Source organism: Streptomyces sp. NPDC044003 (genome assembly GCF_056435185.1).
In genome coordinates this window covers 14529-33649 of sequence record NZ_JBWKFA010000015.1, presented here as the reverse complement: position 1 = coordinate 33649, position 19121 = coordinate 14529, and the positions used below count along the sequence as shown (strand labels likewise).

The window sequence follows — 19121 nt, the reverse complement described above, 5'->3', positions numbered from 1 at the left end:
CGGTCGAAGATCCTGGACGCGCTGCGGACCTACGGAGCCGAGGGCTCCCCTGGTGCCGGCTCCACAGGCGCGGGCTCCACGTGCCCGGCCTCTACGGGCACGGGCTCCACGGGCGCGGGCTCCATGGGCACGGCCTCCCCGGGCGCAGGCTCCACGAGCACGGCCTCCTCTCCCGCCCGGTCCCCGGCTGCGGAGGGCTTCGCCTGCGCGGGCTCCCCGACGCCGGGCCCGCAGGCCCCGGAGGGCCTCCCGCCCGCGATCTCCCCGGCCCCCGAGGACGGCGCCGCAGGGATGCCGGTGACCTCGGCCACCTCGATGGCGTCGTCCGCGAGTTGCTCCAGGGCCGCCCAGATCTCCGTGGTGACCCGCACCGCCGCCTCCGCGTCCCCCGCCGCGCACGCCTCGATGAGCCGGGCGTGCAGTTCGGCCGATCCGCAGCTTCCGGCGTCGCCGAAGAGGCGCCGCTCGACGCGGCGGATCAGGGGGGTGTAGCGCGCGATCGTGGCGGCGGCGGCGTGGTTGCCGCTGGCGACGACGAGGACCTCGTGGAGCTCGTCGTCGGCGCGGAGCGCGGCCTCGACGTCGGAGGCGCGGACGGCCGCGGCGAAGCGCTCGTTGGCCTCGCGCATCGTCCGGATGCCCTCGGGGCCGAGCAGCGGGACGCCGGTCCTGGCGGCCAGCTCGTGCATCACCCGCACCACCGAGGCGGCGTCCCGGACGACCCGGCTGACGGGCCGGGTGACCCGGGTGTAGCTCTGGGGCTTGGACTCGACGAGCCCCTCGTCGCCGAGCCGGGCCAGGGCCTCGCGCACGGGTGCGCGCGAGAGCCCGAGGCGGTCGGCGAGATCGGCGTCCTTGAGCGAGGCGCCGGGCGCGAGGTCACCGCGCACGATGGCCTCGCGCAGCGCCTCGTACGCCCGGTCACGCAGCAGGGTCCGGCCCACGGGCCGCAGTGCGTCCATGGACTGACATGTTAGATGTCAGTCCATGGAGCTGACCAGAGATCAGTTTCGGCCTCAGCGGCCTCCCTTGGCTCAGCGACGGGGCTGGCGGCGCCAGGGGCCGGTGATCGCGACCATGATGCCCGGCGTCTGGATGTTGGCGAACAGCGTGTCGCCGTCGGGCGAGAAGACGACGCCGGTGAACTCGCTGTCGTTGAGGTCGTTGCGGGCGATCGGGTAGGTGCGGCCGGAGTCCGTCGCGCCGAAGAGGTGCTGGACGCCCTCGCCGTCCTCGGCGATGACGAGCCCGCCGTACGGGGAGACGGTGATGTTGTCGGGGCCGTCGAAGGCGCCGTCCTCGTCCGGGGCCGTGTTCACCCCGAGGAGCACCTTGAGGGTGAGGGTGCGGCGCTTGGGGTCGTAGAACCAGACCTGGCCGTCGTGCGCGGTGCCGGGGCTCTCCTCGCGCGCGTAGGAGGAGACGACGTAGGCGCCGCCGTCGGCCCACCACATGCCCTCCAGCTTGCGGGCGCGGGTGACCTGGCCGTCGGTGAACTGCTTGCGGACGGGGGTGGTGCGGGCGTCGCGGTCGGGGACGTCGACCCAGTCGACGCCGTAGACGGTGCCGATCCGGGTGGCGCGGGACAGGTCGTCCACGAAGCGGCCCGAGGCGTCGATGCACTTGAAGGCCTGGAGCACACCGGCGTCGTCGGCGAGGGTACGGAGCTTGCCGCGGCCGTGCTCGAAGTCCTGCGGCGGCACCCAGCGGAAGAGCAGCCCGTTGGGGCCGGAGGCGTCCTCGGTGAGGTAGGCGTGGCCGTGCTTGGGGTCGATCACGACGGCCTCGTGGGCGTACCGGCCGAAGGCCTTGACCGGCTTCGGGTCGAGGTTGGCGCGGACGTCGCGCGGGTCGACCTCGAAGATGTAGCCGTGGTCCTTGGTCATGCCGTTCTTGCCGGCCAGGTCCTCGGTCTCCTCGCCGGTCAGCCAGGTGCCCCAGGCGGTGCGGCCGCCGGCGCAGTTGGTGGAGGTGCCGGCGATGCCGACCCACTCGGCGACGGTGCCGTCGCGGTGCACCTCGACGACGGTGCAGCCGCCGGCCGCGGCCGGGTCGTAGACGAGGCCCTCGGCGAGCGGGACGGGGTGCTCCCACTTGGCGCGGGGGCCCTTGAGCTCGTGGTTGTTGACCAGGTACGTGGCGCCGCGCGGGCCGGCGAAGGCGGCGGTGCCGTCGTGGTTGGAGGGCGTGAACTCGCCGGACTCCAGGCGGGTCACGCCGCTGTGGGTGACGACGCGGTACGAGAACCCCTCGGGCAGGGCGAGCATGCCGTCGGGGTCGGCGACGAGCGGCCCGTACCCGAGCTCGTGGCCGTGCCCGTGGCCGGCCCCGAACGCCTCCGGCTCGTCGGAGGCGAGCGCCTCGGGAGCGGTGGCGAGAGCCCCGACGACACCGGTGAGGGCGAGGCCCGCACCGGCGACGGCGGACTGCTTGGTGAACTCTCTGCGGTTGAGCGGCATGGTGGTGGGGTCTCCCTGTGATGGCCGATTCTCGCGGGCCACCCTCCCGTGCCGCCGAGAACACCGCCTGAACACCACGGGAACACCACCGGGCATCCCGCACGAGGCGTGCCTGCCTGTCGCCCGGCGTCAGGCGCCTGCCGACCCCGCGCGGGGCGTCCCGGCCCGGCCACCCGGGGGCCCGATTCAGGCCGCGACGCCTCGCGGGAGCAGGCCCCGTCAGGCCCCAGCCGACCCCGCCCGGGAGCGTGCCTTGAAGGCCGCCTTGCGGGCCTCCTTCGCCGCCGCCTTGTCGCGGTGCAGGCGGCCCATCGCCTCCAGGACCTCCGCCGTCGCCGGGTGTTCCACCCGCCAGGCCGCCTCGAAGAAGCCGCTGTGGCGGCCGGCCAGGCCCTCGATCAGTTCCTGGAGCTCCTCCAGGTCCCCGTCCGAGTCGAGCTGGGCGGCGATCGTGTCGATGGCCAGCCAGAAGATCATCGACTCCGGCGGCGCGGGCACGTCCACCGCGCCGCGCTCCGCGAGCCAGACCCGGGCGAGGCCGCCGAGTTCCGCGTCGTCGAGGACCTCCCGGACGGCGGGCTCCGCCTCGGCGCCGACCAGGGAGAGCGTCTGCTGGCAGTGGAGGCGGCGGAGCGGGGAGCCCGCGTCGGAGCCCCGCGCGGCGTACAGCAGCTCGCGTGCCGCGCCGAGCGCGTCGCGGCCGGCCAGCCACGCGGCGGTCTCCTCGCGGGCCGCGGCGGCCGGGTAGCCGGCGATTCCGTCGAGGAGGGCGTCGGCGCCCTTGTCCGTCAGGTCGCCGACGGCGGGCGCGTCCACCCCCGCCTCCAGCATCCGGGCGCGGACGCCGTAGAGCCCGAGCGGGGTGAGCCGGACCATGCCGTAGCGGCTGACGTCCTCGTCGTCGACGGGCGGCGCGGGCTCCTCGCCCTCCTCGGCCATCAGGGCCTCGTCGACGGGCTGGTACTCGACGAGCCCGATCGGTTCGAGCAGCCGGAACTGCTCGTCGAGCCGCATCATCGCGTCCGAGACCTGCTCCAGGACGTCGTCGGTGGGCTCGCCCATGTCGTCGGGGACGACCATCGAGGCGGCGAGCGCGGGCAGCGGTACGGGGCCTTCGCCGGCGCCGCCCTCGCTGACGGTCAGGAGGTAGAGGTTGCCGAGGACGCCCTCCAGGAACTCGGCCTCCGCCTCGGGGTCCCAATCGAGCGCCTCGATGTCGATCTCGCCGTCCTCGCCGACGATCGCGTCCAGGTCGTCGAGCACGGGCGCGACGGCGTCGGCGAACACGGCGTCGAAGCCGTCCAGCCAGAGCGCGAGGACGTCCTGCGGCGAACCGCCCGTGACCAGCGCGAGGTTCTCCCCGGGCCCGGCCCGCCCGGGAAGGTCCTCGTTCTCGGCGCCCTCCGAGGCCTCCCCGTCCTCGACGGCGACGAGTCCGGTGTCGACGGCGAGCCGCCAGGCGTCGCCGGCCCACGTCTCGCCGTCCTCGTCGTCGGCGAGTCCCAGGAGCTCGGCGGCCTCGGGGAGTTGTTCGTCGACGAGTTCGCCGCCCGCGTCGACCCGGGTCTCGGGCCCGGCCCAGCGGGCGAGCCGTACGGCCTGGGCGAGGAGGGGGGCGGCCAGGGCGTCCCGCGCCAGCTCCGCGTCCGCACGCAGCCGAACGGGGGGAAGGGTGGGGTGCTCTGACATCTGGGGGGTCTCCTCGACGCGTACGTGGGTGAATCGGGTGAAGGTGAAGGGGCTCGGAGAGCGGTCCTCAGGGTAGACGCATCCGGGACCCCGTCCGCCGGTTCACGGATCCGTCAGCCTTCGTACACCCGTCGACTCTTGACAAGTGCACTGCTCGCACAAGAGATTGACGCGCGTAGATCCATCTGCCGATCCTCCAAGCACCCCCCGGAGCCTCTGATGTCTTCCTCCATACCGAGATCCGCCGCGGTCTCCGCCGTCGTCGCCGCCGCCCTCGCCTCCGGTCTGCTCGCGGGTTCGGCGAACGCCGCCGCGGAGGACGCCACCGCCGGCGTCCGCATCCACGACATCCAGGGCACGACGCGCGTCTCCCCCCTCGTCGGCAAGCAGGTCACCGGCGTCACGGGCATCGTCACCGGCGTCCGCACCTACGGATCGCGCGGATTCTGGATCCAGGACCCGCAGGCCGACGACGACGCGGCCACCAGCGAGGGCATCTTCGTCTTCACCAGCTCCGTCCCGACCGTCGCCGTCGGCGACGCGGTCAGCCTGAACGGCACGGTCACCGAGTACGTCCCCGGCGGCCTGAACTCCGGCAACCAGTCGCTGACCCAGATCTCCAAGCCCGTCGTCACCGTCGTCTCGAAGGGCAACCCCGTCCCGGCTCCGGTGACGATCTCCGGCTGGTCCGTCCCCGACGAGTACACCCCCGAGGGCGACCCGGCCGCCGGCGGCTCGATCAACGGCCTGGCCCTGGACCCCGAGACGTACGCCCTGGACTACTACGAGTCCCTGGAGGGCACGAACGTCCGGATCGACTCCTCGCGGGTGGTCGGGCGGACCGACGAGTACGCCGAGCTCTGGGTGACGGTGAAGCCCTGGGAGAACGACAACGAGCGCGGCGGCACGGTGTACGGCTCGTACGAGTCCCAGAACACCGGCCGGCTCCAGATCCAGTCGCTGACCCCGCTGGCCCAGCAGCCGTTCCCGAAGGCGAACGTGGGCGACCGGCTGACCGGCACCACCGAGGGCCCGCTCGACTTCAACCAGTTCGGCGGCTACACGCTGACCGCCCGCACCCTCGGCACGGTCGTCGACGAGGGCCTGGAGCGCGAGACCACGGACAGGCAGCACAAGAACGAGCTGGCCGTGGCGACGTACAACGTCGAGAACCTCGACCCGACCGACCCGCAGGAGAAGTTCGACTCGCTCGCGAAGGCGGTCGTCGAGAACCTCGCCTCGCCCGACATCGTCGCCCTGGAGGAGATCCAGGACAACAACGGCGCCAAGAACGACGGCACCGTCGCCGCCGACGTGACGGTGAAGAAGTTCACGGACGCGATCGTGGCGGCCGGCGGACCGGCGTACGAGTGGCGCTCGATCGACCCGCAGAACGGCAAGGACGGCGGCGAGCCCGGCGGCAACATCCGTCAGGTCTTCCTCTTCAACCCCGAGCGGGTCTCCTTCGTGGACCGCGCGGGCGGCGACGCGACCACCCCGGTCGCGGTCACCGGTGAGAAGGGCGACGCCCACCTCACCCTGTCCCCCGGCCGCATCGACCCGGCGAACTCCGCCTGGGAGAGCAGCCGCAAGCCGCTCGCGGGCGAGTTCCGCTTCCGCGGCCGCACGGTGATCGTGGTCGCGAACCACCTCACCTCGAAGGGCGGCGACGAGTCGATCGTCTCCCACCACCAGCCGCCGAACCGTTCCTCCGAGGCCAAGCGACTGCTCCAGGCGCAGGCCGTCAACGCCTTCGTCAAGGACATCGAGGCCGTCGACAAGCAGGCGGACGTGCTCGTGGTCGGCGACATGAACGACTTCGAGTTCTCCGGCACCACGCAGGCGATGACGGACGGCGGCGCGCTGTACCCGGCCGTGAAGTCGCTGCCGCTCAGCGAGCGCTACTCGTACGTGTACCAGGGCAACAGCCAGGTCCTCGACCAGATCCTGACCAGCCCGGGCGTCCACCACTTCGAGTACGACAGCGTCCACATCAACGCCGAGTTCGCCGACCAGGACAGCGACCACGACCCCCAGGTCCTGCGCTTCCGCCCCTGACGGCCCGCCGCGTCACACGCCCGCGCTCAGGCTGAGCGCGGGCGTGTACCGCCGCACCCGCCCGCCCACGAGCCGCGGGTCGTGCTGGACCCTCCTCCAGGCCTCGCTGAGCGGGGCGTCGTCCGCCAGCCAGTCCACATGGGCCTGCTCGCTCTCCCACTCGGCGTAGTTCAGGACCCGGCCGCCGTCGACGGACAGATGGAACTGGCCGCTGATCCCGCCGGGCGCCGGCCGCGTCGCCGCGTCCTCGTCCAGGGCGGCGAACACACCGTCCACCCAGTCCTCCCGGTGCCCCGCGTCGGACCCGGCCCCGTCGAAGTCCGCCTCGACGATGACGACGACACCGGGCAGCTCCCCCGTGCTCGTCGCGCCGCGGACGGTGGAGCGGTGGATCGGCCCGTAGCGGCGGAGTTCCACCCGCTCGATGCCGGGCACGGCGGCGTCGATCTCGGCGTTCCGGTCGTCGCGGTAGGTGCGGACGAAGTCGTCGTAGGCCTTCTGCCCGGTCCACTGCGAGTAGTGCAGCAGCGTGTCCCCGTCGGTCCCGGCGAGGACGCTGTACGAGAGCAGGCCGAGGTCCGGCCATGCGCGGCTCTCCCAGGCCGTCCGGATGGCCTCGACGGCGGCGCGCTGGCGCTCGGGGGTGCCGACCCTCCAGGTGCTGACGAGGACGGCGCCGACTCCGGGGCGGTGGAGGTCGGGGCGGGCATCGGGGTGCGCGACGGCGTTCATGGTGGGTCTCCTGTTCCTCGGGTGGTTCCACCGTCCTCCCTCAACCATGGTTGAGGTCAAGGGTCTTCTCCGTGGGAGACTTCGCGCCATGATCCTTCGCCCCGCCACCCGCGCCGAACTGCCCGCCGTCCTCGCCCTGCTCGCCGACGAGGACCGGGTCGTGGACCCCGCGTCGGTCCTCGTCACCGAGGCGTACGAGCGGGCCTTCGCGTCCATCGAGGGCGATCCGCGCAACGAGATGCTCGTCCTGGTGGACGGTGACCTCGTCCTGGGCTGCCTCCAGGCCACGTACATCCCGGGGCTCGGCAAGGGCGGCGCCGAGCGGGCCCTGATCGAGGCGGTCCGGATCAGGGCCGACCGGCGCGGCGGCGGGCTGGGCCGGGAGCTGATGGAGCGGGCCGTGGCGCGTGCGAAGGAGCGCGGCTGCGCGCTCGTCCAGCTGACCAGCAACAAGCAGCGGACGGAGGCCCACCGCTTCTACGCCTCGCTGGGCTTCGCGCGCAGCCACGACGGCTTCAAGCTGGCGCTCTAGCCGGTCTACCCGAGCAGGTGTCCGCCGCCGTCGACGAGGAGCACCTCGCCGGTGATGTACGAGGCGTGGGCGAGGTCGAAGACGGCCCCGGCGATGTCCTCGGGGCGGCCGACCCGGCGCAGCGGGACGACGCCGGCGACGTGCTCCTTGGCGGCGTCGGCGCCCGCCACCCCGTCGAACCAGGGGGTGTCGATGAGGCCGGGCGCGACCGCGTTGACGCGGATGTCGGGGCCGAGGGTCTTGGCGAGGAGCTTCGTCATGTGGTTGACGGCGGCCTTGGAGACGGAGTACGGGATGGAGCTGCCGCCCGGCCGGACGCCGGCCTGGGAGGAGATCGTCACGATGGTGCCGCGGGTCTTCCGCAGGTGCGGGACGGCGGCGGTGACGGTCTGCCAGACGCCGATGACGTTGACGTCGTAGAGGTGGCGCCAGACCTCGGGCGAGGCGGCTTCGAGGTCGTCGTGCGGGATGAAGCGGGTGGTGCCCGCGCAGTTGACGAGGAGGTCGAGGCGGCCGTAGGCCTCGACGGCGGCCGCGACGAGGGCTGCGGCCTGGGTCTCGTCGGAGACGTCGGCCTGTACGTAGACGGCGTCCGGCAGTTCGGCGGCGAGGGCCTCGCCCGCTTCGACCGACCGCCCGGAGTTGACGACGACCCGGTAGCCGGCCTCGGCGAGGCGGCGGGCGACGGCCGCCCCGATGCCCGAGGACGAGCCGGTGACGAGTGCGACGCGCTGTTCGGCGGCCGTGTGGTGTGCGCTCATGCTGTGCTGTTCTCCATGTCCCCCTGTCGCGCCCGGCCGATCATGCCAGACAGCCATCGTTCACAGAAACTGAATTCTCGAACCAAGCAGATCTAAGTGGACCTTCACGGTCGCTCGCGCACAGACTGCTCGGATGAACACTGGACGCCCCTTCGGCCGCGCTCTCTGCGCGATGGTCACCCCGTTCACCCCCGCCGGCGCGCTCGACCTCGACGCGGCGCGGAAGCTCGCCGTCCGGCTCGTCGGGGAGGGCTGCGACGGCCTGGTCCTCAACGGCACGACGGGCGAGTCCCCCACCACCGGCGACGCCGAGAAGGCCGCGCTCGTCCGCGCCGTCCGGGAGGCGGTCGGCCCCGGTCCCTCGGTCCTCGCGGGGGTGGGCACCGCCGACACCCTGCACACCGCGGAGCTCGCCCGGCAGGCCGAGGCGGCGGGGGCGGACGGGCTGCTCGTCGTCACCCCGTACTACAGCCGTCCCCCGCAGGCGGCCGTCGAGGCGCACTTCCTGAAGGTCGCGGACGCGACCGGTCTTCCGGTGATGGTGTACGACATCCCGGGCCGCACCGGCACCCGGGTCGAGCCCGCGACGATGCGGCGGCTCGCCCGGCACCCGCGGATCGTGGCGGTGAAGGACTGCTCGTACGACCTGCTCGGCTCGGCCCGGCTGATCGCGGAGACGGGGCTCGCGTACTACTCGGGCTGCGAGGAGCTGAACCTGCCGCTGTACGCGGTGGGCGGCGCCGGCTACGTCAGCACGGTGGCCAACGTGGTGCCCCGCGGGCTCCGGGCCGTCCTCGACGCCTTCGACGCGGGCGACACCGCGGGCGCGGCCCGGCTCAACGCCCTGGCGCTGCCGCTGGCCGAGCTGATGATGGCCTCGGGCCTGCCGGGCACGGTGACCGTGAAGGCGCTCCTCGGCGGCCCGGTGCGCGAACCGCTGCAGCCCGCCGACCGGGAGACGGCCGACGGGCTGCGGGCGGCGCACGAGGCGCTGGTCCGGGCGGACTCCGCGTTCCGCTGACGCGGAGTCACCGGCTCAGTTGTGGCTGTGCAGGATGTCGTTCAGGCCGCCCCAGACCGCGTTGTTCGGGCGGGCCTCGACGGCGCCGGTGACCGAGTTGCGGCGGAAGAGGATGTTCGAGGCGCCGGAGAGCTCGCGGGCCTTCACGATCTGGCCGTCGGGCAGGGTGACCCGGGTGCCGGCGGTGACGTAGAGACCGGCCTCGACGACGACCTCGTCGCCGAGCGCGATGCCGACGCCCGCCTCGGCGCCGATCAGGCAGCGCTCGCCGATGGAGATGACGACGTTGCCGCCGCCGGAGAGGGTGCCCATGGTGGAGGCGCCGCCGCCGATGTCGGAGCCGTTGCCGACGACGACGCCGGCCGAGATGCGGCCCTCGACCATCGAGGTGCCGAGGGTGCCGGCGTTGAAGTTGACGAAGCCCTCGTGCATGACGGTGGTGCCGGCGGCGAGGTGGGCGCCGAGGCGGACGCGGTCGGCGTCGGCGATGCGGACCCCGGCGGGCACGACGTAGTCGGTCATGCGGGGGAACTTGTCGATCGAGGTCACCTGGAGGTGCAGGCCCTCGGCGCGGGCGTTGAGCCGGACCTTCTCGATGTCGTCGACGGCGACCGGGCCGAACGAGGTCCAGGCGACGTTGGCGAGCAGGCCGAAGACGCCGTCCAGGCTCTGGCCGTGCGGCTTGACCAGCCGGTGGCTCAGCAGGTGGAGGCGGAGGTAGGCGTCGTGGGCGTCGAGCGGCTTCTCGTCGAGCGAGGCGATGACGGTGCGGACGGCGACCACCTCGACGCCACGGCGGGCGTCCACGCCGAGGGCCTTGGCGGCGCCTTCACCGAGGGCGTTGACGGCCTCGTCGGGGCTGAGACGCTCGGTGCCGGCGGGGCCGGCCGCTTCGGTGAGCTCGGGGGCGGGGAACCAGGTGTCGAGAACGGTGCCGTCGCCGGCGATGGTGGCGAGGCCGGCGGCGACGGCGCCGGTGGTGCGAGGAGCAGTGGTCATGACGGAAAACCTAACCGGCGGGCCCCCGCCCGGGCCAACCGGTCTCAGGTGTCGGTCGAGTCCGTCGGCGATTCCGACGAGGCCACGAGCGGCGGATTCGGTCCTTCGTTCAGGACCCGCGCGAGGATCACCCGCGCGAACTCCTCGTCGTAGGTGCCGTCGGTGAGCAGGACCTGGAGGCAGATGCCGTCCATGACGGCGACCAGGGCCCGGGCGCCGGCGGGGTCGGTGCGGTGGGCCAGGGCGGCGACGACGGACTCGGTCCACTCGGCGGCGACCGGGCGCAGGGCGGGGCGGCGCAGGGCGGCGAGGTAGAGCTCGTACTCCAGCTCCACGCGCGCGCGTTCGCCGCCCAGCCACTCCCCGAGGAGCCGGGCGACGGCGGTGGCGAGGCCGAGGTCCGGATCGGTGAGGGCGGGGTGCTCCCGGAGCAGCCGTCCGAAGCCCTCGTTGGCCTTGCGGAGCGCCGCGACGAGGAGTTCGTCGAGGGAGGCGAAGTGGTACGTGGTGGAGCCGAGCGGCACGTCGGCCTCGGCAGCCACCGTGCGGTGGCTCAGGCCCCCGATGCCGGCGCGCCCGACGACGGTGAGGGCGGCGTCGACGATCCGCTCGCGCCGGTCGGGGTCGTACCGCCGGGCCCGGGCCATCAGTGCGCGCCGCCGAGGTTGAGGACGGCGACGCCCGCGATGATGAGGACGATTCCGGCGATCTTGGCGGGGTTGAGGCTCTCGCCGAGGAAGAGGAAGCCGATGACGGCGACGGCGGCGGTGCCGACCCCGGACCAGATGGCGTAGGCGGTGCCGACCTGGAGGGTCTTGAGGGCCTGCGCGAGGAGCGCGAAGGCGATGAGATAGCCCGCGCCGGTGACGAGGGAGGGCCAGAGCCTGGTGAAGCCCTCGCTGTACTTCATCGAGGTGGTGGCGAGTATCTCCGCCGCGATGGCGCCCGCAAGGAGTCCGTAACCCATGCGTACGAGCGTACACACGGTTGCGTACGGGCGTACACATCGCTGCCCGATACGGTGTCCCGCATGACGTACCCCCCTGGTCCCCCGGGACCGCCCTACGGCTACGGCTACCCGCCGCCGCCCCCGCCGCCGAAGCCCGGCGTGATACCCCTGGCGCCGCTCGGTTTCAGCACGATCCTGACCGGCGCCTTCGCCACGCTCGGCCGCTACTGGAAGCAGCTGCTCGGGGTCGCGGGAGCCGTCTACGGCGGCGCGACCCTGATCGTCGGCGCGGCCGTCGGCATCGGATACGCGGCCGTCGGCGACCGCTTCCCCGCCGTGTTCGACCTGCCGGAGGGCCAGGAGCCCCCGTGGGAGGACGTCCGCCCGCTACTCGTCGCCTTCGTCTGCGTCTGGGCCGTCGCCATGATCACGATCATGGCCGCCACCATCGTGGTGGCGGCCGCCTGCCCGGCCGTGGTCCAGGAGGCGGTCCTCGGCCGGCCCACCACCTTCGGCGCGATCTGGCGCCGGTCCTGGTCCCGGGTGCCGGCCGTGTTCGGCACCGTGGTGCTGACCTCGCTGGCGCTGCTGCTCCCGGCCGCGCTCTTCCTGGGGGGATTCGTCGCCCTGACCGTGGCGCTGCTCGCGATGCGGACCGGCCCGCTGATCGCGCCGTTCCTGGCGCTCGCCGGTGCGACGGTCACCCTGCCGCTCGCGCTCTGGATCTGGGTGAAGTTCAGCCTGGCCCCGGCGGCGGCGGTGATCGAGGGCCAGGGCGCCCTCGCCTCGATGCGCCGCTCCTCGTCCCTCGTCCGGGGCGCCTGGTGGCGCACCTTCGGCTACCTGCTCGCCGCCGGCGCCCTGGCCTCCATGGTGAGCTGGCTGATCCAGCAGATCCTCTCCCTGGCGCTCTCGGCACCGCTGGCGACGACGGACTTCTCCGGCGACGATCCCAACGCCCTGATCGCCTCCTTCCTGGTCCTCTTCGGCGTCCTCGCCGTGGGCCAGCTGATCAGCCAGGGCATCGTCTCCGTCTTCCCGCCCCTGGTCACCGCCCTGCTCTACGTCGACCAGCGCATCCGCAAGGAGAACCTCGCCCCGGAACTGGCCCGCGCGGCAGGTCTGTACTGAGACGCGGCAGGTCTGCGCCGAGAGACGAGAACGGCCGCGCCCCGAAGGGCGCGGCCGTTCTCGTGTACTCCTGCGATCAGACGTTGAAGCCGAGCGCGCGAAGCTGCTCGCGGCCGTCGTCCGTGATCTTGTCCGGGCCCCACGGGGGCATCCAGACCCAGTTGATCTTCAGCTCGCTGACGATGCCGTCCGTCGCGGACTTCGCCTGGTCCTCGATCACATCGGTCAGCGGGCAGGCCGCCGACGTCAGGGTCATGTCCAGCGTCGCGACGTTCGAGTCGTCGATGTGGATGCCGTAGATCAGGCCCAGGTTGACGACGTCGATGCCCAGCTCGGGGTCGACGACGTCGTACAGGGCCTCACGGACTTCTTCCTCGGAGGCCGGCTTCATCGTGGCCTCGGCGTTCTCGGTCATGCCGACTTCCTCTCCGCGTCACCCAGCGCCTGGGCGGTCGCGTCCTTCCACGCCATCCAGCTGAGCAGCGCGCACTTCACACGGGCCGGGTACTTGGAGACCCCGGCGAACGCGACAGCGTCCTCCAGGATCTCCTCCATGGCGTCATCGGGCTCGATCTGACCCTTGGACTGCATCAGCTCCAGGAAGGTGCCCTGGATCTTCTGCGCCTCGGCCAGCTCCTTGCCGACGAGCAGCTCGTTGAGGACGGAGGCCGAGGCTTGGCTGATGGAGCAGCCCTGGCCCTCGTACGACACGTCCTCGATGCGCGAGCCGTCGTACTTCACGCGGAGCGTGATCTCGTCGCCGCACGTCGGGTTGACGTGGTGCACCTCGGCGTCGCCGTCCCGAAGACCGCGCCCGTGCGGGTGCTTGTAGTGGTCCAGGATGACGTCCTGGTACATCGAATCCAGCTTCACGAGCCGTTCCCCTAGCCGAAGAAGTTACGGACGTGCTCCAGCCCCTCGACCAGGGCGTCGACCTCGGCCGGAGTGGAGTACAGATAGAACGACGCTCGCGTGGTCGCGGGAATTCCGTACCGCAGGCAGACCGGCCGCGCGCAGTGGTGGCCGACCCGGACCGCGATGCCCTGCTCGTCGAGGACCTGGCCCACGTCGTGCGGGTGGATGTCGCCCAGCGTGAAGGAGATCGCCGCGCCGCGGTCCTCGGCCGTGGTGGGGCCGATGATCCGCAGGTCCGGGACCTCCTGGAGGCGCCGGACGGCGTACTCGGTGATCGCGTGCTCGTGGCGCGCGATGTTCTCCATGCCGATCGCCGACAGGTAGTCCACGGCCGCGCCGAGGCCGACGGCCTGGGCGATCGGGGGCGTACCCGCCTCGAACTTGTGCGGGGCCGGCGCGTACGTCGAGGAGTGCATCGAGACGGTCTCGATCATCTCGCCGCCGCCGAGGAAGGGCGGGAGGTCCTCCAGGAGCTCCTGCCGTCCCCACAGCACGCCGATGCCGGTCGGGCCGCACATCTTGTGGCCGGTGAAGGCCACGAAGTCGGCCTGGAGCGCCTGCACGTCCAGGACCATGTGCGGGGCCGCCTGGGAGGCGTCGATGCAGACGAGCGCACCGACCTCCTGGGCGCGGCGGATGATCGTCTCCACCGGGTTGATCGTGCCCAGCAGGTTCGAGACCAGCGTGAAGGAGACGATCTTCGTCTTCTCGGTGATGACCTCTTCGATGTTCGAGAGGTCGAGCCGGCCGTCGTCGGTGAGGCCGAACCACTTCAGCTTCGCGCCCGTGCGCTGCGAGAGCAGCTGCCACGGCACGATGTTGGAGTGGTGCTCCATCTCCGTGATGGCGATCTCGGTCTCGTGGTCCACGCGGTAGGGCTCGTCGGCCCAGCCCAGCATGTTGGCCACGAGGTTGAGCGACTCGGAGGCGTTCTTGGTGAAGATCACCTCGTCGCGGCTCGGCGCGTTGATGAAGGCCGCGACCTTGTCACGGGCGCCTTCGTACAGCGCCGTCGCCTCCTCGGCGACCGTGTAGACGCCGCGGTGGACATTGGCGTTGTGACGCTCGTAGTACTGGTTGAGCGCGTCGAGGACCTGGCGCGGCTTCTGGGAGGTCGCCGCGGAGTCGAGGTACACGATCTTCTTGCCGTCGTGGACCACGCGATCCAGGAGCGGGAAGTCCTTGCGGATCGCCTCGGTGTCGAGGAGGCCGGAGAGCCCCTGATGGGCAGAAGTCACGCGGATGCGCCACCCTTCACGTACTTGTCGTAGCCCTCGTTCTCCAGCTGGTCGGCGAGCTCGGCGCCGCCGGACTCGACGATGCGGCCGTTCGCGAACACGTGCACGAAGTCGGGCTTGATGTAGCGCAGGATGCGCGTGTAGTGGGTGATCAGCAGGGTGCCGACCTCACCGGTCTCGCGGACGCGGTTGACGCCCTCGGAGACGATGCGCAGGGCGTCGACGTCGAGACCGGAGTCGGTCTCGTCGAGGATCGCGATCTTCGGCTTGAGGAGCTCCAGCTGGAGGATCTCGTGGCGCTTCTTCTCACCGCCGGAGAAGCCCTCGTTGACGTTGCGCTCGGCGAAGGCCGGGTCCATCTGGAGCTGCTCCATCGCGGACTTGACCTCCTTCACCCAGGTGCGCAGCTTGGGCGCCTCGCCACGGACGGCGGTGGCGGAGGTGCGCAGGAAGTTGGAGACCGAGACGCCGGGGACCTCGACCGGGTACTGCATGGCGAGGAAGACGCCGGCGCGGGCGCGCTCGTCGACCGACATCTCCAGGACGTCCTCACCGTCGAGGGTGACGGTGCCGCCGGTGACCTTGTACTTCGGGTGACCGGCGAGGGAGTACGCCAGGGTCGACTTGCCGGAGCCGTTGGGGCCCATGACGGCGTGGGTCTCGCCCTGCTTGATGGTCAGGTCGACGCCCTTGAGGATCTCGCGGGGGCCGTTCTCCGCCTCGACGGAGACGTGCAGGTCGTGGATTTCAAGCGTAGCCATGGGTGACTCAGGACTCCTGGGTGACGGAGACGAGCACATCGTCCCCTTCGATCTTTACGGGGTATACGGGGACGGGGCGCGTCGCCGGAAGGCCGGAGGGCTTGCCGGTGCGCAGGTCGAAGCTGGAGCCGTGCAGCCAGCACTCGATCGCGCAGTCCTCGACCTCGCCCTCCGAGAGGGAGACGTTCGCGTGCGAGCAGATGTCGTTGATCGCGAACACCTCGCCCTCGGTGTGCACGACCGACACCGGCGTGCCGTCGACCTCGACCCGCTTCGGGGTGTCGGCCTCCAGCTCGCTCAGCGCGCAGACTCGGACGAAGGCCATCAGACGGAGGCCTCCAGCTCGGCCTCGATCTTGGCGAGGAGCCGCTCCTGGACGTCCGGCAGACCGATCTGCTGGACGAGCTCCGCGAAGAAGCCGCGGACGACGAGGCGGCGGGCCTCGGCCTCCGGGATGCCGCGGGCCATCAGGTAGAAGAGCTGCTCGTCGTCGAAGCGGCCGGTGGCCGAGGCGTGACCGGCGCCGGCGATCTCGCCGGTCTCGATCTCCAGGTTCGGCACGGAGTCGACCCGGGCGCCGTCCGTGAGGACCAGGTTCCGGTTGAGCTCGTACGTGTCGGTGCCCTCGGCGGCGGCCTGGATGAGCACGTCACCGATCCAGACGGCGTGCGCGTCCTGGCCCTGCAGCGCGCCCTTGTAGGCCACGTTGGACTTGCAGTGCGGGGTGTTGTGGTCGACGAAGAGACGGTGCTCCTGGTGCTGACCGGCGTCGGTGAAGTACAGACCGAACAGTTCGGCCTCGCCGCCGGGGCCCGCGTAGTCGACGCGCGGGTGGATGCGGACGACGTCGCCGCCGAAGGTGACGACGACCGACTTGAAGGAGGCGTCGCGGCCGACCAGCGCGTTGTGCTGGGCGACGTGGACGGCGTTCTCGTCCCAGTCCTGGACGGAGACGACGGTCAGCTTGGCGCCGTCGCCGAGGACGTAGTCCACGTTGACGGCGAGCACGGCGTCACCGGTGTGGTCGAGGACCACGACGGCCTCGGCGAAGGCGCCGAGCTCGATCACCTGGTGGCCGAAGGCGACGCCGCCCTGGCCGTGCACGGAGATGCGGATCGGCTCGGTGAGCACCGCCTCCTTGGCGACCGTGATGACGCCGGCCTTCTCGAAGGAGGAGTACGCCTGGGCGGCGACGCGGTCGACGGGCGTGCCGGCCCTGCCGAGGCGCTCGTCGTCGCGGCCGACGGTCTCCACGGTGACGCCCTCGGGGGCCTCGACCTCGACCTTGACGCCCTCGCCGGAGGCGACGGCGGTGCCGTCGTGGAGTCCGCGCAGTCGAGCCAGCGGGGTGAACCGCCACTCCTCCTCACGGCCGTGCGGGACGGGGAAGTCCGCGACGTCGAAGGACGGGGGCGCGCTCATGCGCGTGGCGACGGTGGACTCGGCGGCCACCGCGATCGAGCCGGCGGTGGTGGAGCCCGCCGGGATGTTCTGAGCCTCAGCCATGGCTGTCGTCTTGCTCTCTTCCTGCGTACGTAAAGAAAATCGGTCGCTGCGGGACGGTGCGGGGCCTTAGCCGACCGCACCCTCCATCTGCAGCTCGATCAGCCGGTTGAGCTCCAGGGCGTACTCCATGGGGAGCTCCTTGGCGATGGGCTCGACGAAGCCGCGGACGATCATCGCCATGGCCTCGAACTCGGTGAGGCCGCGGCTCATCAGGTAGAAGAGCTGGTCCTCGGAGACCTTGGAGACGGTGGCCTCGTGGCCCATGGAGACGTCGTCCTCGCGCACGTCCACGTAGGGGTACGTGTCGGAGCGGGAGATCGTGTCGACGAGCAGCGCGTCGCAGAGCACGTTGGACTTCGAGCCCGCGGCACCCTCGCCGATCTCGACCAGGCCGCGGTACGAGGTGCGGCCGCCGCCTCGCGCCACCGACTTGGAGATGATGTTCGAGGAGGTGTTCGGCGCCATGTGGACCATCTTGGAGCCGGCGTCCTGGTGCTGACCCTCGCCCGCGAAGGCGATGGACAGGGTCTCGCCCTTGGCGTGCTCGCCCATGAGGTAGACGGCCGGGTACTTCATGGTGACCTTGGAGCCGATGTTGCCGTCGACCCACTCCATGGTGGCGCCCTCGTAGGCGACGGCGCGCTTGGTCACCAGGTTGTAGACGTTGTTCGACCAGTTCTGGATGGTCGTGTAGCGGCAGCGGCCGCCCTTCTTCACGATGATCTCGACGACCGCGGAGTGCAGCGAGTCCGAGGAGTAGATCGGGGCGGTGCAGCCCTCGACGTAGTGGACGTAGGCGTCCTCGTCGACGACGATCAGCGTCCGCTCGAACTGGCCCATGTTCTCCGTGTTGATGCGGAAGTAGGCCTGGAGCGGGATCTCGACGTGCACGCCCTTCGGCACGTAGATGAACGAGCCGCCGGACCAGACGGCCGTGTTCAGGGAGGCGAACTTGTTGTCGCCGACCGGGATGACGGTGCCGAAGTACTCCTTGAAGAGCTCCTCGTGCTCCTTCAGCGCGGTGTCGGTGTCGACGAAGATGACGCCCTGCTCCTCCAGGTCCTCGCGGATCTGGTGGTAGACGACCTCGGACTCGTACTGGGCGGCGACACCGGCGACGAGGCGCTGCTTCTCCGCCTCCGGGATGCCGAGCTTGTCGTACGTGTTCTTGATGTCCTCCGGCAGGTCCTCCCAGGACTCGGCCTGCTTCTCGGTGGACCGCACGAAGTACTTGATGTTGTCGAAGTCGATGCCGGAGAGGTCGGAGCCCCAGGTCGGCATGGGCTTCTTGTCGAAGAGGCGCAGACCCTTGAGACGCAGCTTGAGCATCCACTCGGGCTCGTTCTTCTTCGAGGAGATGTCGCGGACGACGTCCTCGTTGAGTCCGCGCTTGGCGGCGGCACCGGCCGCGTCGGAGTCGGCCCAGCCGTACTCGTACCGACCCAGGCCCTCGAGCTCGGGGTGGCTGATCTCGGTGGTCATGCGGGGTTCCTCCCGGCCGTGCTTGCGGATGCTGATTCGATGGTCTGTGGGGCGCCGTGCGGGATGAACGTGGTGCAGACGCCGTCACCATGCGCGATGGTGGCCAGACGCTGGACGTGCGTTCCCAAGAGGCGGGAGAAGAACTCCGTCTCCGCCTCGCACAGCTGGGGGTACTGCTCGGCGACGTGGGCGACCGGGCAGTGGTGCTGGCAGAGCTGCTCGCCGACCGGCGCGTTCCGCGCAGTGGCAGCGTACCCGTCCGCCGTGAGGGCCTTGGCAAGCGCCTCGGTCCGCTGGGCGGGCTCGGCCGACTCGACGGCCTCCCGGTACGCCCCGGCCTGGGCCTCGATCCGGTCGCGGGCGAAGGCGGCGACGGCCGCCTCTCCGCCGGCGTTGCGCTCGATCCAGCGGAGCGCCTCGACGGCGAGCGAGTCGTACGACTGGTCGAAGGCGTCCCGGCCGCAGTCGGTGAGCGCGAAGACCTTCGCGGGGCGGCCACGGGTCCGGGTCCCGTAGACGCGCTTCTCGCGGGCTTCGACGACGTTCTCGGCGACCAGCGAGTCGAGGTGGCGGCGGACGGCCGCCTGGGTGAGGCGGAGCCGTTCGGCCAGGTCGGCGACGGTCGAGGGACCGTGATCCAGGATCGACCGCGCGACCCGGTTGCGCGTAGAACGCTCTCGGGTCGCGAGTTCCTCCACCGGAGCCGCGCCAACGTTTTTCACAACGCCATTGTTGCGTAATTAATCGCGAGGTGACAAGCGACGTCCGGGCCGGTCACGGTGCTGTGCATCACTCAGGTAAGGCTTACCTGACCTGCGGAAACGATCATTGGTGGGATGAATCCACCGCCCCGCGCACCGGGACCCCCGGCGGGCTCTCTAGACTTCC

20 protein-coding genes are annotated in these 19121 nt (G+C 71.3%); 4 read left to right on the top strand and 16 right to left on the bottom strand.

Annotation, left to right across the window (positions count from 1 at the left end; translation table 11 throughout):
- Positions 1–29: 29 nt before the first annotated feature.
- The 3 genes from AC07AW_RS37120 to AC07AW_RS37110 all read right to left on the bottom strand — a co-directional run bounded on the left by AC07AW_RS37120 (position 30) and on the right by AC07AW_RS37110 (position 4148).
- Entirely contained in the window at positions 30–962 is a 933-nt protein-coding gene (locus AC07AW_RS37120; protein ID WP_478819863.1) for a GntR family transcriptional regulator, read from the bottom strand.
- 72 nt (positions 963–1034) lie between these two features.
- Positions 1035–2459 (bottom strand): alkaline phosphatase PhoX, encoded by a 1425-nt coding sequence (locus AC07AW_RS37115; protein WP_478819862.1) that lies wholly within the window; start codon positions 2457–2459, stop codon positions 1035–1037.
- A 219-nt stretch (positions 2460–2678) separates the two neighbouring features.
- On the bottom strand, positions 2679–4148 hold the full coding sequence (locus AC07AW_RS37110; protein ID WP_478819861.1) for a hypothetical protein: 1470 nt from the start codon (positions 4146–4148) through the stop codon (positions 2679–2681).
- 219 nt (positions 4149–4367) lie between these two features.
- On the opposite strand from AC07AW_RS37110, the gene AC07AW_RS37105 reads away from it, so the two are divergent.
- Entirely contained in the window at positions 4368–6206 is a 1839-nt protein-coding gene (locus AC07AW_RS37105) for an endonuclease/exonuclease/phosphatase family protein (RefSeq protein WP_478819860.1), read from the top strand.
- Positions 6207–6218: 12 nt separating this feature from the next.
- On the opposite strand, the gene AC07AW_RS37100 is transcribed toward AC07AW_RS37105, so the two are convergent.
- Positions 6219–6938 (bottom strand): antibiotic biosynthesis monooxygenase family protein, encoded by a 720-nt coding sequence (locus tag AC07AW_RS37100; protein WP_478819859.1) that lies wholly within the window; start codon positions 6936–6938, stop codon positions 6219–6221.
- 88 nt (positions 6939–7026) lie between these two features.
- Here AC07AW_RS37100 and AC07AW_RS37095 point away from each other — a divergent pair, with 88 nt between their 5' ends.
- Positions 7027–7470: an N-acetyltransferase family protein gene (locus tag AC07AW_RS37095; protein ID WP_478819858.1), complete on the top strand. Its 444-nt coding sequence runs from the start codon at positions 7027–7029 to the stop codon at positions 7468–7470.
- A 5-nt stretch (positions 7471–7475) separates the two neighbouring features.
- Here the strand turns inward: AC07AW_RS37095 and AC07AW_RS37090 are convergent, their stop codons facing one another.
- Positions 7476–8231, bottom strand: a complete 756-nt coding sequence (locus AC07AW_RS37090) for an SDR family NAD(P)-dependent oxidoreductase (protein ID WP_478819857.1) — start codon at positions 8229–8231, stop codon at positions 7476–7478.
- A 133-nt stretch (positions 8232–8364) separates the two neighbouring features.
- On the opposite strand from AC07AW_RS37090, the gene AC07AW_RS37085 reads away from it, so the two are divergent.
- Positions 8365–9252, top strand: coding sequence for a 4-hydroxy-tetrahydrodipicolinate synthase family protein (locus tag AC07AW_RS37085; RefSeq protein ID WP_478819856.1), 888 nt, complete (start codon positions 8365–8367; stop codon positions 9250–9252).
- Positions 9253–9267: 15 nt separating this feature from the next.
- On the opposite strand, the gene dapD is transcribed toward AC07AW_RS37085, so the two are convergent.
- The 3 genes from dapD to AC07AW_RS37070 are packed head-to-tail and all read right to left on the bottom strand — an operon-like array spanning position 9268 to position 11218.
- Positions 9268–10251, bottom strand: coding sequence for a 2,3,4,5-tetrahydropyridine-2,6-dicarboxylate N-succinyltransferase (gene dapD / locus AC07AW_RS37080; protein ID WP_478819855.1), 984 nt, complete (start codon positions 10249–10251; stop codon positions 9268–9270).
- A 44-nt stretch (positions 10252–10295) separates the two neighbouring features.
- Entirely contained in the window at positions 10296–10898 is a 603-nt protein-coding gene (locus AC07AW_RS37075; protein ID WP_478819854.1) for a TetR/AcrR family transcriptional regulator, read from the bottom strand.
- Positions 10898–11218 carry a DMT family transporter gene (locus tag AC07AW_RS37070; protein WP_392153237.1) on the bottom strand — a complete coding sequence of 107 codons (321 nt, stop codon included), beginning with the start codon at positions 11216–11218 and terminating at the stop codon, positions 10898–10900. Before AC07AW_RS37070 ends, AC07AW_RS37075 begins: the two co-directional genes overlap by 1 nt.
- A 63-nt stretch (positions 11219–11281) precedes the next feature.
- Between AC07AW_RS37070 and AC07AW_RS37065 the strand changes: the two genes are divergently transcribed.
- Positions 11282–12331 (top strand): DUF7847 domain-containing protein, encoded by a 1050-nt coding sequence (locus AC07AW_RS37065; RefSeq protein ID WP_478819853.1) that lies wholly within the window; start codon positions 11282–11284, stop codon positions 12329–12331.
- A gap of 76 nt (positions 12332–12407) precedes the next feature.
- Here AC07AW_RS37065 and AC07AW_RS37060 read toward each other — a convergent pair whose 3' ends face one another.
- From AC07AW_RS37060 to AC07AW_RS37025, 8 genes are all read right to left on the bottom strand, one after another.
- Positions 12408–12746 carry a metal-sulfur cluster assembly factor gene (locus AC07AW_RS37060; RefSeq protein ID WP_030205917.1) on the bottom strand — a complete coding sequence of 113 codons (339 nt, stop codon included), beginning with the start codon at positions 12744–12746 and terminating at the stop codon, positions 12408–12410.
- Positions 12743–13204, bottom strand: coding sequence for a Fe-S cluster assembly sulfur transfer protein SufU (gene sufU / locus AC07AW_RS37055; protein WP_017238621.1), 462 nt, complete (start codon positions 13202–13204; stop codon positions 12743–12745). Before sufU ends, AC07AW_RS37060 begins: the two co-directional genes overlap by 4 nt.
- A gap of 11 nt (positions 13205–13215) precedes the next feature.
- Positions 13216–14484 (bottom strand): cysteine desulfurase, encoded by a 1269-nt coding sequence (locus tag AC07AW_RS37050; protein WP_478819852.1) that lies wholly within the window; start codon positions 14482–14484, stop codon positions 13216–13218.
- The gene (gene sufC / locus AC07AW_RS37045) at positions 14481–15245 is read right to left on the bottom strand and encodes a Fe-S cluster assembly ATPase SufC (RefSeq protein WP_478819851.1); all 765 of its coding nucleotides are present in this window, start codon (positions 15243–15245) and stop codon (positions 14481–14483) included. The genes AC07AW_RS37050 and sufC overlap by 4 nt, the downstream gene beginning before the upstream one ends.
- Before the next feature lie 7 nt (positions 15246–15252).
- Positions 15253–15570: a bifunctional 3-phenylpropionate/cinnamic acid dioxygenase ferredoxin subunit gene (locus AC07AW_RS37040; RefSeq protein WP_030322524.1), complete on the bottom strand. Its 318-nt coding sequence runs from the start codon at positions 15568–15570 to the stop codon at positions 15253–15255.
- Positions 15570–16751 (bottom strand): Fe-S cluster assembly protein SufD, encoded by a 1182-nt coding sequence (gene sufD / locus AC07AW_RS37035; protein ID WP_478819850.1) that lies wholly within the window; start codon positions 16749–16751, stop codon positions 15570–15572. Before sufD ends, AC07AW_RS37040 begins: the two co-directional genes overlap by 1 nt.
- A gap of 66 nt (positions 16752–16817) precedes the next feature.
- Entirely contained in the window at positions 16818–18233 is a 1416-nt protein-coding gene (sufB, locus tag AC07AW_RS37030) for a Fe-S cluster assembly protein SufB (protein ID WP_478819849.1), read from the bottom strand.
- Positions 18230–18955, bottom strand: a complete 726-nt coding sequence (locus AC07AW_RS37025; RefSeq protein ID WP_478819848.1) for a helix-turn-helix transcriptional regulator — start codon at positions 18953–18955, stop codon at positions 18230–18232. The genes sufB and AC07AW_RS37025 overlap by 4 nt, the downstream gene beginning before the upstream one ends.
- Between the last annotated feature and the right edge of the window lie 166 nt (positions 18956–19121).

What these genes read in the sequence shown, in the direction of transcription:
- AC07AW_RS37100 (WP_478819859.1), bottom strand. Translation starts at nt 6,938, where the DNA reads ATGAACGCCGTCGCGCACCCCGATGCCCGCCCCGACCTCCACCGCCCC.
- sufD (WP_478819850.1), bottom strand. Translation starts at nt 16,751, where the DNA reads ATGGCTGAGGCTCAGAACATCCCGGCGGGCTCCACCACCGCCGGCTCG.
- dapD (WP_478819855.1), bottom strand. Translation starts at nt 10,251, where the DNA reads ATGACCACTGCTCCTCGCACCACCGGCGCCGTCGCCGCCGGCCTCGCC.
- AC07AW_RS37115 (WP_478819862.1), bottom strand. Translation starts at nt 2,459, where the DNA reads ATGCCGCTCAACCGCAGAGAGTTCACCAAGCAGTCCGCCGTCGCCGGT.
- sufB (WP_478819849.1), bottom strand. Translation starts at nt 18,233, where the DNA reads ATGACCACCGAGATCAGCCACCCCGAGCTCGAGGGCCTGGGTCGGTAC.
- AC07AW_RS37040 (WP_030322524.1), bottom strand. Translation starts at nt 15,570, where the DNA reads ATGGCCTTCGTCCGAGTCTGCGCGCTGAGCGAGCTGGAGGCCGACACC.
- AC07AW_RS37095 (WP_478819858.1), top strand. Translation starts at nt 7,027, where the DNA reads ATGATCCTTCGCCCCGCCACCCGCGCCGAACTGCCCGCCGTCCTCGCC.
- AC07AW_RS37075 (WP_478819854.1), bottom strand. Translation starts at nt 10,898, where the DNA reads ATGGCCCGGGCCCGGCGGTACGACCCCGACCGGCGCGAGCGGATCGTC.
- AC07AW_RS37105 (WP_478819860.1), top strand. Translation starts at nt 4,368, where the DNA reads ATGTCTTCCTCCATACCGAGATCCGCCGCGGTCTCCGCCGTCGTCGCC.
- AC07AW_RS37060 (WP_030205917.1), bottom strand. Translation starts at nt 12,746, where the DNA reads ATGACCGAGAACGCCGAGGCCACGATGAAGCCGGCCTCCGAGGAAGAA.
- AC07AW_RS37085 (WP_478819856.1), top strand. Translation starts at nt 8,365, where the DNA reads ATGAACACTGGACGCCCCTTCGGCCGCGCTCTCTGCGCGATGGTCACC.
- AC07AW_RS37070 (WP_392153237.1), bottom strand. Translation starts at nt 11,218, where the DNA reads ATGGGTTACGGACTCCTTGCGGGCGCCATCGCGGCGGAGATACTCGCC.
- AC07AW_RS37120 (WP_478819863.1), bottom strand. Translation starts at nt 962, where the DNA reads ATGGACGCACTGCGGCCCGTGGGCCGGACCCTGCTGCGTGACCGGGCG.
- AC07AW_RS37090 (WP_478819857.1), bottom strand. Translation starts at nt 8,231, where the DNA reads ATGAGCGCACACCACACGGCCGCCGAACAGCGCGTCGCACTCGTCACC.
- sufC (WP_478819851.1), bottom strand. Translation starts at nt 15,245, where the DNA reads ATGGCTACGCTTGAAATCCACGACCTGCACGTCTCCGTCGAGGCGGAG.
- AC07AW_RS37110 (WP_478819861.1), bottom strand. Translation starts at nt 4,148, where the DNA reads ATGTCAGAGCACCCCACCCTTCCCCCCGTTCGGCTGCGTGCGGACGCG.
- AC07AW_RS37065 (WP_478819853.1), top strand. Translation starts at nt 11,282, where the DNA reads ATGACGTACCCCCCTGGTCCCCCGGGACCGCCCTACGGCTACGGCTAC.